This is a genomic window from uncultured Pseudoteredinibacter sp. (assembly GCF_947502065.1).
In the GTDB taxonomy this organism is placed as follows: domain Bacteria; phylum Pseudomonadota; class Gammaproteobacteria; order Pseudomonadales; family Cellvibrionaceae; genus Pseudoteredinibacter.
The window spans coordinates 351385-365524 of the sequence record NZ_CANMYE010000003.1 but is presented as its reverse complement, the minus strand read 5'-3'; the positions used below and the strand labels follow the sequence as shown (position 1 = coordinate 365524).

Below are 14140 nucleotides of genomic sequence, written 5' to 3'. Positions count from 1 at the left end.
TATTTTTTATCCTGCTAAGAACTTACGGTAGGGTGCTACAACTGGCTGCGCTAAATGCACTGCCGATGCTGATGCTTGTTGTACCGGTGTTGGATTTAGTTGTATTGATATGAGTGCTGATATCGCCAGAGCTCGTTCCGTTACCAATAAAACCATCTAAGTTAAATGTTGTACCAGGGCGTTGTCTTAAACGATATCCTGGGTCGCCGCTAGCGGTTGTAGAATTGTTATTGCTTATATTTAAGCACAGCAGCTCTCCTGTACCGCCAGCACTTGAACCAGATTCCACTTCAATCCCGCGAAACCCTGTGCCTGAAACAGTATTACCTTCTATAGTTACGTCCATGCTAAGGCTTCCTTGGTTGCTTGGATCTCTCGCTTGGACCCTGATGCCGGAATCACCATTAATATTTGGGTTGCCGGTGCCGCCACTAAGAACGTTATTTTTAATTTCTACAATGCCGTTGCCGGCACCTTCGATAACATTGCTAATGTAAAAGCCTGTGCCACCTCGGCCGACTCGGCTAACGGTATTATTATTAATTAGGCCTAAGATGTTACTGGCATTAGTCGTATTCGCACTATTGGCGTTGATCCCGGTTGACCCAGTGTCGGTAATCTGATTATTTTGAATGGTAAAATTAATACGGCTTGCGTTAAACGCTCCTACATTAAAGCCCGTGCCCGTGCCATTGGTGCGCAGGTTATTATTGATGTGGACCTCGAGTTGTCCAGTACTGCTTGATACGGCTTGAACACCGTCTTGCCCTGTATCAAAACTATTTCTGTTGGCCGTACTACCATCGCCAATATTAACAAGCATATTGGATGTGCCACCGGCCTCAATGCTGAGGTGATCACCAAAAAATATACCGTTGTGACTGCTAAATTGGTTAGCTAAGAAGTTAACGGTATCCGTTCCTCCACTATTGGATGTGTTGTTGATATAGAACTGAAGGGTCGCAGAGTTTGTGAATTGTGACCCTTGAATCGTCGAGTTGCCAAATAAATTATTGATCACGAATCCGTGCTCACTGGCAGAATTGCCACCCGCATTAAAGCGTGAGTTAGAGACGCTTAGGTTGCTAAGTTGAGAGCCTTGAATTGCGCCTTCACCAATTGCACCTACGCCCGCAGTATCAAAATCCACGGCCTCTAAGCTTAAGCCCGTAACACTTGTAGCATCAAGATGATGCAGTGTGCTGTTTTCGATACGCATATCCCTTAGGCTAAGGTTTGCCGTATTGCTAGCAAAAATAGCGCTGCTACTGCTATTACTAATACGCCCACCACTGTAGTTTGCATCCAGATTACCCTCAGTCCCCGTTACTACTAAACCACCGGCACCGCCAGTATTGTTCAGGAAGATAGTATTCGCGGCGCCACTGCTGCTGATCGACTGGAAATTTAAATTGTTACTAGCGATATTGGTATTTACCACAGAGATCGCTGTACCCGTGCTGGTATTAATCGTGTTATTGGGGCCTGTAATCTCTACCGTGCCACCATTAAAAAATTCAGCGCTTAAGCCGCTGCTGCTCTGAAGCTGCAAACCCCCATTGCTCATCTGAAACTGGCCACCGGTATTGTTGTTGATATAAATACCGCGGTTGCTTGCAGTGTTAATTTGCTTGCTCAAACTGCTTATTTGTAGCGTTGCACTGCTATTGGTGAATTCGACACCGCCACCGACGTTACCATCATCTATTAGATTTCCTGAAAACAGCAGAGTACCAGCGCTAATATTGTTGGCGCGTATCGCTAAGTTGTTTTGGCCCGAGGAATTAATAGTGCCTGCAAAGCTAAAGTTCAGATTAGTAGCGTCAGAAAGATCAACAGCATTTAGATTGGCGCCTGCAATCGATGATGCGAGGCCCGCTACAACATTGCCATCGACATTGATAAAAGAAATGGCCTGGCTGCTACTGCTAGTCGATTGCATGCTACTGACATTGATATCAACGGTTCCAGTGGATAGCGCTAAAATTCGCCCAGCACCACTAAACTCGGTTACTTTAACTTCTAGGTTCCCAAAGCCAGTTCCAATCACTTTGTTAATGGCGTCGCCAATTTCGATGCCGTGGATTAAATTGTTTTGCGCGATACTAACCGCGTTACCACTTGCGTTTGAAATGATGGTATTGCTGTTGTCTGGGTTGTCGATGCTCCCACTATGACTTGCCAGTGTTATGCCGCTAATACTGGCTAGGGTGCTATTGCTCATACTGCCAATAAGCTTCTGGCCATTTTTTAAGGCCAATTCGCCTTGATAATTGCCGCCGCGCAAATAGATTGTATCGCCGGTGGAATCGGCCGCATCACTGCCAAAACTATTGCTACCGCTTAACTTTTGGAATGGGCTGCTAAGGCGACCATCGCCCGCCGTGCTGGCGCTACTGTCTACAAACCATATGCGATCGCTAACGGTAACGCTGACGGCACTCGCCTGGGTACAGGCATTGGCATTGTCACAGATATAGTAGCTAAAGCTGTCGGTACCATTGTAGCCAGCGGCTGGGTTGTAGCGGTAGGTGCCGCTATTACTATCGAGCAGAGTCACAGTAGCCCCATTGCTGGTGGTTAAGCTGTTGGTGCCGGCCGTATTGGCTAAGCTGACGCTAAAGCTATTACTGTCAGGGTCTACAATGGTTAAACCGCTTCTCAAACTGTTTGCGCTACCAGGCTCGATAAAAACATTGCCTGTTGCGCTTTGATTATTGGCACTGCCGCTAAGGGTAGGGGCGTCGTTTACCGGAGTAACCGTGATATTCACTGTTGCTGTGCTGCTACTGCTGCCGTCAGAAACTTCTATCGTAAAGCTATCGCTACCAACATAGTTAAGATCGGAGGTGTAACTAACGCTCGCGCTATCGCTACCGGTGCTACTAACGGCCGATAAGCTACCGTTACTTGGTCCGCTTGCTATAGTGAAGCTTAGGTTTTGTCCTTCTGGATCGCTGGCGCTGAGTGCTAGCGACTGTGCTATATCTTCAGGCACAGAAAAGCTGAGTGCGCTCACGACAGGGCTCTGGTTTTCCAGCTCATTAACATCTAATCGCAAATAGAGATTTCGGCCATCGTCGGTAAGGAATGCAGCCTGCAAATCGGCGGCAGCACTACCGGCATCATCAGCTGGATCGGTGCCAGCACTACTGACCGAACTCCAATCGCTAGTTAAGCCGTCTACAGAGATCACAACTGCCCAAGCTAAGGGGATACTGAGTAAGGGCAGCATAATAATAAACACTGCAAGCTGTGGCAGGCGCTTAGGAAGGTGCTTGCGCCCGCTAACAAAAAGCAAAACTCCCATTGCCAGGGCCAACCAGCCTAGGGTTGGAACAGCTGTAGGAGCCAAGGGGGTTAAAGCAATATCGATACGGCTGGCCGCTCCGATGATATCGGCTTGGCCTCCGCCTTCGCTGGTAAAATAAATTCGCACATTGCTAGCATCCACAATACCCAGCTGCGCGAAGCTCAGCTGTGCTTCGATTACATCGCTACCGCCGCTGCCCGTATTGCTGCCAAGTGCCGCTGGGCTAACGCTTGCGCTAGGGCCAAAGCTAGCGCCGCTGCATTGAGCCAGCTCGGTGCTGCTAACCGTTACCGGTGCTGCGCTTAGCGCAATGCTTAGCTCGTATTCCGCCCCTAAAACGGCTGGAAAGCCGGCAGGGTTACAGCCTGTTGCATTGTTATCGTCAGTATCAAAGTAGATGCGATATGTAGATTGTGCTTGAGCATCGGTATTCAGCGTGAAGAAACAGAGACTAGCTAACAGGGCAAGGCAGAAACGCAACATGGCGAACTCTCTATAAGTAGACCGTAAAAAGAAATAGGCGACATGTTAGGGAGGCTGGCTATAGCTAGTCAATAAGTATTAGGTGCACCCCCCTCGTATGGGGGGGATTGAACAGGGTTTGCAACGCCTATTAAGGTCCTAACAAAAATAGCTTGGCCCTAGCTGTTCTTGCTCGTATTATTTTTGTAGAAGCAAAATAACAAGAAGAAAAGCAAGCATAAGGGAGCCACTATGTTTCAAACCAGTAAGTACTACTCAAAGAAGGTATATTTGTTAGCGCTAATATTGCTGCAGTTTGCGGTCGCGATGCTGGCGAACGCTGAATTGAGAAAACAAGGCGACCCTTGGGGCTACTGGGAAGCGGCTGATAAAGGCGCGATAGCGGAAATCTACCCATGCAATCAAGATCGCCAAAGCCTTTGCGCAAAGTTACTGTGGATTAAAGATGACCCAGATGGCACTTTATTAGATAGCAATAACACAGATGCCCAGTTGCAGCAGCGCAAGCTTACGGGTTTGGTATTTGTTGATGGCGTCGCCTTTAAAAAAGCAGGCAAATGGTCTGGGGGTAGCATTTATGATCCTAAATCCGGCAAATCCTATAAAGCCAAGGTTGAGCTAAAATCGGCTGACAAAATTAAGCTAGGTGGTTGTATTGCGTTCTTATGCGATAGTGAAACTTGGAGCCGAACCTCGAAGCCCAAACAGAGCAAATAATAGAGATCGCTGGTGGCGCCAACAGCCACCGATAAGATGCATAAAGTTAACCTGCTGTTTACCCCCAATAGCTGCTATAGTGCAGCTATCGAATCAGAGCTGGCCTTTGCTTAAATATCTTGGCCGGCTTGCGAGTGTTACCTCTATTTAAATACCGAGAATTCCATGCCGTTTACCTCTCTTGGCCTTTCAGAGCCAATTTGCCGCGCTTTGAGCGATCTTGGCTACAGCAAACCGACAAGCATTCAAACACGAGCGATACCGGTGGTATTGCAGGGTGAGGATGTGATTGCTACGGCGCAAACGGGTACCGGTAAAACGGCAAGCTTTGTATTGCCGTTGCTAGAAGCTTTTCAAGCCAAAGAGCCGATGCGCGGAAAGCGGGTGCGTTGCTTAATACTGAGCCCCACTCGTGAGCTGGCCGAGCAGCTACATAAAAACATCCAACAGTATGCTCGCTATTGCGATCAGAGCAGTACGGTGATGGTAGGCGGTGTGGATTCTGGCCCCCAAAAAGAGGCCCTAATTAAAGGCGTGGACTTTCTGGTGGCCACACCTGGTCGCTTAATCGATCTGCTGCATCAGCGTGCGCTGTATCTGGATGAGCTTGAAGCGTTGGTGATCGACGAAGCCGATAAGATGTTAGATATGGGCTTTATTGATGACATTAATCGAATCATCGATCGTGCACCGGAAGATCGACAGAGTTTGCTGTTCTCAGCCACCATGCCACCACCAGTGCGCCAGTTGGCTAAATCGACGATGTACCGTCCCAAAGAAATCAGTATTGATGCCCAGCATCGCGGGGCCGATACGGTAGAGCAATGGTTGGTCGCAGTTGATAAAGATACCAAGTCGGCATTGCTAAGCCACCTGATAAAAGAAAACGATTGGCAGCAGGGTTTGATTTTTATCGAAACAAAGCATGGCGCGGCAAAACTGGCGGAGCAATTGGGCAAGCGCGGTATTGAGGCCGAAGCTTTTCATAGTGGTAAAAGCCAAGCCTCTCGCGAACGTGCGCTAGAAGAGTTTAAAGCAGGCAAGCTGCCGTTCTTAATTGCCACTGGCATTGCGGCTCGTGGTTTGGATATTGAAGCCTTGCCGAGAGTGATTAATTATGACCTGCCTTTTGATAGTGATGAATTCATCCATAGAATCGGCCGTACAGGGCGAGCAGGGGCGAAGGGTGAGGCCATTAGCTTATTGTCTCTGGATGACTTTAAAAACTTGTGCGCGATTGAGAGTCGTTTGGGCCATATTATTGAGCGTCGTGAAATAGAGGGCTTCTCTCCTCGAAAAGAAGTGCCAATTTCGATCCTTAACTATCAACCGAAAAATAAACCCAAGGCTAAACCCAAGGCTAAACCCAAAAAGGATCGTGCTAGCAAATCGGGTGCCGATTTCAAACCCGCTAATAAAGGGCGCGGAAGCAACAGTAATAGTGCCTGGTCTAAAGCCTCATCTACGGAAACGGCTGATCAAGACAAGCCGAGCTTTCGAAAGCATGCCCCTAAAAACACTAAGTCTGAAAAAGCTAAAAAGCCATTTAACCCTTGGCTGAAGTAATGATCATTCGATTCTTAGTTGATAGAGGGGCGAGTTCTATTTGCCCCTAGCGTAAGGCCTTGTTAAGCTAAATCTATAACTTGCAGCAGCATGGCTAAGCCCTGTGTTTAAAAGGATGTAGGCAAAACTATGGATTATTTTGCACCGCTTTCACGACGCATAAAAGCTTTGATGATAGATGGCCTATTGATAGCCTTGTGGTTGTTTCTGGCTATTTTAGTTGTCTCCAAATTGGGTATCAATAACAGCAAATTGGAATCGTTATTGATACTTTTTGTTGTCGTTTCGATAGAGCCCTTATTGCTGAGTCTGACAGGCTCGACAGTTGGTCAGCATCTCTGTGGAATTCGCGTACGTCGTATTGATAGTGATAAGAAGTTAAATATATTGCTTAGCACTATTCGTACTTTATTAAAGCTTCCTTTTGGTATTCTTTCTTTAGCAACCGTTTCCGCCAGTGAACGCCACCAAGGCATTCATGATTTTATCAGCCGCAGTATTGTGGTGCACAAGAGCCCCGAAAGCGCTCCTGTTGGTGAGCGATTAAAAGCGCGTATAAAAGATACGGAAAATTACCGTTACCCATCAGTCATTCGTAGGGTTTTCGTAATATTTTTATACCTGCTAATTAGCATTATTGTGGTTGCCATATTGCCGCTTCTGTTCATCTCAGAGTCATGTTTTGAGGGCCATAGCTGCAGCGATATCGACGGCGTAATCAATATAGGCTTTAGTTTATTGTTTTATATTAGCGTGTTTGTAATTATTGCACTTGCTTGGCAGGCTCGCTTATGGGGGTGCCGAAAGCGTGCTATAAAAACAGAAGAAGGCTCCAGCTAGCACTCTTAGTTCTGTTGCTTCTCATTGTGTTGTATGGCCGGCATGAGTTGAAAGAGGGGCTTGGCACCCACAAAATTTCACTTTTAGCCCTATCAGCTTCTTGGCTATCTGATTAAGCTTGTAAATCTGAGTCTACGCCTACCGGAGCTTAATGATGATCCACTTAAAAACCCTATTTTATGTATTGCTTCTTGCCTGCTTTACCCCCTTTCAGTTCGCCAATGCCGAAGATAACAAGCAACCCCAAAAAGCTATTTTGATAACAGGGGCGAGCTCTGGAATTGGGCTTAGCATGACCAAGCTGTTATCCCAAAACGGTTTTTACATTTACGCCGGGGTTTTGCATAAAGAAGAAATGGCGGCGCTAGATAAGCTGGATAACGTTAAGGCCGTTCAGTTCGATGTGCGAAATCAAGCGCAAATTAATGCGGCCGTAAAAGTTGTAGAGAACGAGGGAAGGGGCTTATATGGCCTGATTAATAATGCCGGCGTCTCGATTTTCGGCCCCATGCTGGAGCTGCCCGTGGAGCAGGTGAAATACCAAATGGATGTTAATGTTTACGGGCCAATGCGCGTAAGCCAGGCCTTTGCTCCGTTAGTTATGCAAAGCAAAGGGCGTATTGCTACCACAGGTTCTATTGCGGGTATTCTTTCGCCTCAGTTTATGGGGGCGTACAGTATGAGCAAGCACGCCATCGAAGCTTACACTGATGCCTTTGCCCAAGAGATGGCAGGCTTTGGCGTTAGTGTGCACGTGATCGAGCCGGGTAATTACGGCACTAATATTGGTAATGCTGCAAAAAAACGCTTGCTTGATATGGACTACTGGCCAGCGACTACGCGTTATGGCAAAGCGCGCAGCCATTTATTGGGGCGTTTAGATCAAACCGAAAAAGGCCCTGATCCAATTGATGTTGCCGAGGCGGCCTTAGAACTTATGCAATCAGAGAATCCAAAAATTCGCTATATGGTAACGGCTACACCAGCGCAAGCGGAGATTACGCTTAGACGTCAGCTTAGCAAAATGCTTGAGTTAAACGCTCAGCAAAAACATGAAATGTCTCGCGACCAGTTGATTAAGTTGTTGGATGAGGAATTAAGCAAAAGCCAGAAAAAATAACTGGCTTAGTAGGTGCTTGGCGCTACATATACCGCCAAGCATTTTCCGCCAACCATTATTGGAATTTCAAATTAACTGGAAAAGCACTTATTAATCCAGGTGCCAATGTCCTGAATCTGCTCCATCACAACTTGATGCTCCATTGGATAAGTCTTCCACTCAACGGAGTAATCGAATTTCTTTAATGTCTCTACCGCATGCTCACCTAAGTCTATAGTCACCACTGGATCGTGAGTACCATGGCTGGCAAAAAACGCCGTGTTTAGATTCGCTTCACTACGTTCTTGCTCAAGCTGATCGGTGAAAACCATATAGGTGGACATGGTTAGTACACCAGCGAGCTTATGTTGAGTACGTAATGCAGTGTAGTAACTGATAACACCACCTTGGGAAAAGCCTGCAAGAATAATATTTTCTGAAGGTATACCTAGAGCAATTTGCTCTTCAATGAGTTTTTCTACCAAAGCATAAGATTCTTCAATTCCTTGGCGATCTTGCCGGCCTTCAATGGTCATGCCTTTGATGTCGTACCAGCCAGGCATCTGCATTCCGCCATTAATGGTAATAGGGCGGTTTGGCGCCTGGGGGAATATAAAGCGTATGGCAGGGCTAGCGTTTAAGCCCAGATGTGGGACAACGGGAGGGAAATCATTGCAAGAGGCACCTAGGCCGTGCAGCCAGATGATGGCATGGCTAGGTTCGCCGCTGCCGTGCGTAAGCTCGATGGTCATAATGAAAGCATCCTAGGAATAAAACGACGCTGCATAATACAGCGTCCGAGTCGAATTCCCAATGATGCTTGATGAAGGGCTAGGCCTAGCCTCCCAAAAGGGCGAGGCTATATTGCACTGAAACTACATTGCACTGAAACCGCCATCCATCAATAGGGGATGGCCGGTCATATAGGTATTGGCGGGGTCGCAGGCGAAGAGCATGCCGCGCACAATTTCCTCTGGCTGAGCGTGGCGTTTCAGGCAAGTGTCAGCACCGATACGCTTAATGGCGGTATCTCGGTCCTTAACACCCTCTAATGCGCGGTCGAACATATTGGTTTCGGTAACGCCTGGACAAATCGCATTTACACGAATATTAAAACGGCCATATTCAACAGCGGCCGATTTACTCATCCCAATAACAGCGTGCTTACTGGCGGTATAAGCACTGCCGGCGGCAAAACCGTTTAAGCCTGCAATGGAGGATACATTCAAAATTGCACCAGATTGCTGTTTCAACATGGCCTTAACTTGATGCTTCATGCCTAAAAACACGCCGCGCACATTGATATTCATCATGCGCTCAAAATCTTCTAAAGGCATATCTATTAATGGCGTTCCTTCAGGATCCAGGCCTGCATTATTAATCGCCACATCCAGCTTGCCAAAGCTAGCAACAGTTTGGCTGACAAAATCTTCTACTTGGCTTTCTGAGGTAACATCGCAGCTCTGATAAAAAACCTCGCTGCCTTGCGCTTGCAGCTCTTCAGCAAGCTCTTTTAGCAAGGTTTCATTGATATCGCTTAAGGCTAACTTTGCCCCAGCCGCAGCAAACTGCTTTGCAGCCTCACGTCCAAGGCCACCACTGGCGCCAGTGATAAGAACAACTTGATTTTGAAACTGTGACATAAATAACCCTCAAGAAAAGACCAACGTGCTGCTTTTATTCTATCGCTGTGAGTTGCTCAAACTAGGGGAGATTGCTACCAATATAATGGTGTAAATGAACAGCTAAGAGATAAGGTAGGGTTGCTTAGCGAGGCGATCGACCATAAACAAACGGTGCTTTCCTATAAGCCAAATTGCTTTGCTAGTTTTATCATTGGTATTTTCCAGGCCAATTCATACCGTTCTTCTCTTGCCGGGCTTTGTGTGACTTTCATTGCTAATTACTCCTAAATCGCGCTCTCTATTCAGAGGGCCCAGTGGCTTGTATATACGTACAATAAGTGGTTCTATACGCTCTCTATTTTTGCAGTAAACGGTTGAGATACAGAAATGGCGTCTTCTCTGGTCTCATGGATAGGGCTGGCAGATTTGTCAGCATCAGAGGGGACTCTAGAAAAAGGCCAGCTTGGGCCTATAGGTAGTGCTCTTGAACAGATGGAGTTTGATCAAATATTCCTCATTTATGATCACAGGGCTGCCACAGCTAAAGCCTTTGAAAGATGGCCTAAAAAACATACAGGTCAGCCCTTGTATTTACACAGAGTAAAGCTGTCATCTCCAACGTATTTTTCCGATATCCATAAGGGTTTTGATGACTTTCTGAGTTCTAAAGTTATACCGGCTAGTATAGGCCGCTTAATGTTTCATCTATCCACAGGGGCACCGGCAATGGCCACTGTTTCCATTTTATTGGGGAAGATTGAGTACTCCACTGGATTTCTTTAGTTACCTCCACAGAGTGGGAAAACTGCCTTTCGAAATTGCCATAGGGTTTTGCCGGATTATTCAACAGAAATAGAAAAGCTCTCTTTTGTTATAGATATTAACTGCACTTTTCCTTTAAAATCAGAGAGTTTGGGCTAACAGTAGGCGTGGTTATAACAGGTGAAGCAGGACAAATAACAACCAGATACCGAATGGAAGCACTTGGGATGAAATTTGAGCATATTGAATATACCTCCCCCCATTGGCTAGGCCACAGGGAGAGGCAATGAATAATAAATCTAATTTTGAATTTCTTAGTAAGCACGATCCGCTGCTGCTTCAGCTCGCTCATACCGCTGAGAAGTCCTTCGTTCCAGACCCTAACACGACCCTAGTTAAACTTCGCCAGTTAGGTGAAGCCATCGCGCAAGATGTAGCTGCCCAGGTCGGCATTGAATCCGATAGCCAAACCCGGCAGTTGGACCTTCTAAGACAAATTGATTTCAAGCTCCGCCTCGACCGTAATGTTTCAGACTCTTTCCATCAAATACGAAAGTTAGGCAATGAGGCGAATCACGATTTCAGTTCCAGTACTCATGGTGATGCTCTCAAAGCACTACAAATAGCCTGGGCTCTTTCGGGTTGGTTCCACAAAACCTTTGGGGGAGATAAAGCGAAAGGGTTTAAGTTAGGTAAATTTGTTAAGCCTACAGACCCTTCAGAACATGTACGTGAGCTTGAAGCCCAGGTTCGTTTGCTTCAAGCAGAACAGCAACGAACCACTGAACGTCTTAAGATGACAGAGGCTCTACAAGCGGCCGAAGCAGACAAGGCAGAAGCAGAGCGTCAGCGCGCTGAACAAATGGCTGAAGAGAGAGCTGTTTATGAGGAGCTGGTCCAAGAAAGTGAAGCCCAGCTAGCAAGCTTAACTACAGAGTTTACCCTTGCTAATCATAACCGAGTAGAGAATTTCACTAAGCAGAGTAAAGATGACCAAATAAACTTTATTCAACAGGTAGAATCCTCAGCTCTAGATCTTTCAGAGCCAGAAACCAGGGTAATGATTGACCTGCAATTGAGAGAGGCTGGCTGGGACGCTGATACCGTCAATCTCAGATACTCTAACGGCTCTCGTCCCGAACAGAATAAGTGTAAGGCCATTGCAGAGTGGCCTACAGAGTCTGGGCCAGCAGACTACGTTTTGTTTAATGGCTTAACGCCGGTTGCGGTTGTAGAAGCCAAGCGAAACTCTAAGAATGTTTATGGCGCGATCGATCAAGCCAAGCGTTATGCCAAAGGGTTAAGCACTAAAAACGCCTTTACTATCGAAACTCAGTGGGGAGACTACAAGGTCCCCTTAACCTTTGCGACCAACGGTCGGCCATATCTAAAACAATTAGAGCAAGAAAGCGGCATCTGGTTCTTGGATGTACGAGACAATGCCAATCGCCGTAAAGCACTCAAGGGGTGGTATTCTCCCCATGAAATCAAAACCTATCTTAAGCAAACACCGCAAGAAGCTGAGCAAAAGCTTGATGATATGGACTTTGCTTACAACCTCCAGCTGCGCGATTACCAAGTTGATGCCATAAGAGCGATTGAAAATACTATCAAACAGGGTAAGTCTCAAGCGTTGGTAGCAATGGCAACGGGTACCGGTAAAACTAAAACCTGTATTGCATTGTTATATCGCTTACTCAAAGCCGAACGTTTTCGCCGCATTCTATTTTTGGTCGACCGTTCAGCGTTGGGTGTGCAGGCTACCGACGATTTTGGAGAGGTCAGGCTTGAGAGTCTGAATACCTTTGCCGATACGTTTGAAGTGATGGGGATGGAACTCAACAAGCAACCAAAAGCGAAGCCGGAAGACGACACCAAAGTACATGTCGCTACGGTGCAGGGTTTGGTTAAGCGCATTATGTACACCGGAGATGACGATTTTAAACCTGGCGTTGGTCAATACGACTGTATCGTGGTTGATGAATGCCACCGTGGCTATCTCTTAGATCGCGAGCTAAGCGATACCGAGCTAGTTTTCAGGGATCAAAAAGATTACCAGTCAAAATACCGTGCAGTCATTGAGTATTTTGATGCCTTTAAAATTGGTTTAACGGCAACGCCTGCTCTACATACCACTGATATCTTTGGTAAGCCCGTGTTTAGCTACAGCTATACCGAAGCGGTGCTGGATGGTTACCTCAACGACCATCTACCACCAGTTCGTATCCATACAAAATTATCAGAGCAAGGTATTCATTATGAAGTGAATGAAACCGTGCAAGTCTATAACCCCGAAGATAACAGTGTTGAAACCTACAACACACCGGACGAGCTAAATTTCGATGTTTCTCAGTTTAATAGGCAAGTCATCGCGCCGGAGTTTACAAAGGTTGTAACTAAGTGGTTGATAGAAAGTGATTCCATAAACCCCTATTCTCAAGCCAAAACGCTTATCTTTTGTGTTACGGATAAACATGCGGATGAAGTGGTAGAAGCTTTAAAAGAAGCCTGTGAAAGCTACCACGGTGAAGTCGAAGATGATGCTATTCAAAAAATCACTGGCGCCAGCGATAAGCCGTTAGACAAAATTCGTTCCTATAAAAATGATCGTCTGCCCAATATAGCCGTTACAGTTGATCTGCTAACAACCGGAATAGACATACCGTCCATCTGCAATTTGGTCTTCCTGCGTCGCGTAAATAGCCGTATTTTGTTTGAGCAGATGCTGGGGCGTGCAACCCGCCTTTGTGATGAAATTGGCAAAGGTCCATTCCATATCTATGATGCGGTTGATATCTACAAGCAGCTAGAAAAAGTCACTACCATGAAGCCGGTAGTGACCAATGTCGATATTAGCTTCAGTGAGCTAGAGCAAGAGATTACCAAGCCCAATGCATCGGACCTCAATGAGCTAGCAAGAAATCAATTCGTTGCCAAGTTACAGGTAAAGCGTCGTCATCTCAGTGAAGATCAACAAGAAAAGTTTGAAACCATAGTCGGTAAGCCGGCCAAGGAGTTCGCTAAAGAAATCAAAGAGATGCCTGTTAATGAAGTGGCGCAATGGTTTACTAACAATCCAGGTTTAGGCGAATTATTGGATCAGCGAGTAACTGGCGCAGGAAGAACAACGCCATTAGTCATCGCGCCAGAAGAAGATGAGGTTACCAATATCACCACCGGCTACGGTGATGGGCAAAAGCCAGAAGATTATCTGCAATCCTTTAACGACTTTGTGAACGCCAATAGCAATCGTTTGACTGCCATTCAAACAGTGGTAACGAAACCCTGGGAGCTAACCCGTAAAAGCCTTAAAGAACTGGCTGTAGAGTTAGAGCAAAACCACTTTAGAGAGAAAGATTTACAAGTGGCATGGAGCGAGGTGAACAGCGAGCATATTACGGCCCGAATTATCGGGTTTATTCGCCAGGCTGCATTAGGCGAGGCGTTGATTCCATTTGAACAAAGAGTAGATAATGCCTTAGCCAAAATACTCGCTAGTCAAGACTGGAAAACACCGCAAAAACAGTGGCTAGAGATTATCGCAAAGCAAATGAAAGCTACCACCATTGTTGATGAGGCTGCATTGGATCAAGGCTTTTTCAAAGATCAAGGTGGTATCAAGCGAGCCAATAAGTTATTCGATCAGCCAATTACTGAAGTATTGGCTGGTTTCAATGAAGCACTTTGGAAACAAGATGAATCGGCATGATATTTATCTTGTTTGAACAGTTTATA

At 46.3% G+C, this 14140-nt stretch carries 9 protein-coding genes; 6 read left to right on the top strand and 3 right to left on the bottom strand.

The genetic code is table 11. From position 1 onward, the window contains the following. Nucleotides 1-22: 22 nt before the first annotated feature. The gene (locus tag Q1A41_RS11225) at nt 23-3796 is read right to left on the bottom strand and encodes an Ig-like domain-containing protein (protein ID WP_299978678.1); all 3774 of its coding nucleotides are present in this window, start codon (nt 3794-3796) and stop codon (nt 23-25) included. 231 nt (nt 3797-4027) lie between these two features. Between Q1A41_RS11225 and Q1A41_RS11220 the strand changes: the two genes are divergently transcribed. From Q1A41_RS11220 to Q1A41_RS11205, 4 genes are all read left to right on the top strand, one after another. Beyond that, complete coding sequence (locus tag Q1A41_RS11220; RefSeq protein ID WP_299978675.1) at nt 4028-4513, top strand: DUF2147 domain-containing protein; 486 nt, start codon at nt 4028-4030, stop codon at nt 4511-4513. Between the two features lie 165 nt (nt 4514-4678). Next, nucleotides 4679-6079, top strand: coding sequence for a DEAD/DEAH box helicase (locus Q1A41_RS11215; RefSeq protein ID WP_299978672.1), 1401 nt, complete (start codon nt 4679-4681; stop codon nt 6077-6079). Nucleotides 6080-6208: 129 nt separating this feature from the next. Further along, a complete protein-coding gene (locus Q1A41_RS11210; RefSeq protein WP_299978669.1) occupies nt 6209-6919 on the top strand; it encodes an RDD family protein in 711 nt (236 codons plus the stop codon). A 151-nt stretch (nt 6920-7070) separates the two neighbouring features. After that, complete coding sequence (locus Q1A41_RS11205; RefSeq protein ID WP_299978666.1) at nt 7071-8039, top strand: SDR family oxidoreductase; 969 nt, start codon at nt 7071-7073, stop codon at nt 8037-8039. Nucleotides 8040-8110: 71 nt separating this feature from the next. Here Q1A41_RS11205 and Q1A41_RS11200 read toward each other — a convergent pair whose 3' ends face one another. After that, a complete protein-coding gene (locus tag Q1A41_RS11200; RefSeq protein WP_299978663.1) occupies nt 8111-8770 on the bottom strand; it encodes an alpha/beta hydrolase fold domain-containing protein in 660 nt (219 codons plus the stop codon). A 123-nt stretch (nt 8771-8893) separates the two neighbouring features. Then, nucleotides 8894-9661: a glucose 1-dehydrogenase gene (locus Q1A41_RS11195; protein ID WP_299978660.1), complete on the bottom strand. Its 768-nt coding sequence runs from the start codon at nt 9659-9661 to the stop codon at nt 8894-8896. A 369-nt stretch (nt 9662-10030) separates the two neighbouring features. Here Q1A41_RS11195 and Q1A41_RS11190 point away from each other — a divergent pair, with 369 nt between their 5' ends. Both Q1A41_RS11190 and hsdR read left to right on the top strand, forming a co-directional pair. Further along, nucleotides 10031-10426, top strand: coding sequence for a hypothetical protein (locus tag Q1A41_RS11190; RefSeq protein ID WP_299978657.1), 396 nt, complete (start codon nt 10031-10033; stop codon nt 10424-10426). A gap of 265 nt (nt 10427-10691) precedes the next feature. After that, nucleotides 10692-14114: a type I restriction-modification system endonuclease gene (gene hsdR / locus Q1A41_RS11185; RefSeq protein ID WP_299978654.1), complete on the top strand. Its 3423-nt coding sequence runs from the start codon at nt 10692-10694 to the stop codon at nt 14112-14114. Nucleotides 14115-14140 lie beyond the last annotated feature (26 nt).

What these genes read in the sequence shown, in the direction of transcription:
- Q1A41_RS11225 (WP_299978678.1), bottom strand. Translation starts at nt 3,796, where the DNA reads ATGTTGCGTTTCTGCCTTGCCCTGTTAGCTAGTCTCTGTTTCTTCACG.
- Q1A41_RS11220 (WP_299978675.1), top strand. Translation starts at nt 4,028, where the DNA reads ATGTTTCAAACCAGTAAGTACTACTCAAAGAAGGTATATTTGTTAGCG.
- Q1A41_RS11215 (WP_299978672.1), top strand. Translation starts at nt 4,679, where the DNA reads ATGCCGTTTACCTCTCTTGGCCTTTCAGAGCCAATTTGCCGCGCTTTG.
- Q1A41_RS11210 (WP_299978669.1), top strand. Translation starts at nt 6,209, where the DNA reads ATGGATTATTTTGCACCGCTTTCACGACGCATAAAAGCTTTGATGATA.
- Q1A41_RS11205 (WP_299978666.1), top strand. Translation starts at nt 7,071, where the DNA reads ATGATGATCCACTTAAAAACCCTATTTTATGTATTGCTTCTTGCCTGC.
- Q1A41_RS11200 (WP_299978663.1), bottom strand. Translation starts at nt 8,770, where the DNA reads ATGACCATCGAGCTTACGCACGGCAGCGGCGAACCTAGCCATGCCATC.
- Q1A41_RS11195 (WP_299978660.1), bottom strand. Translation starts at nt 9,661, where the DNA reads ATGTCACAGTTTCAAAATCAAGTTGTTCTTATCACTGGCGCCAGTGGT.
- Q1A41_RS11190 (WP_299978657.1), top strand. Translation starts at nt 10,031, where the DNA reads ATGGCGTCTTCTCTGGTCTCATGGATAGGGCTGGCAGATTTGTCAGCA.
- hsdR (WP_299978654.1), top strand. Translation starts at nt 10,692, where the DNA reads ATGAATAATAAATCTAATTTTGAATTTCTTAGTAAGCACGATCCGCTG.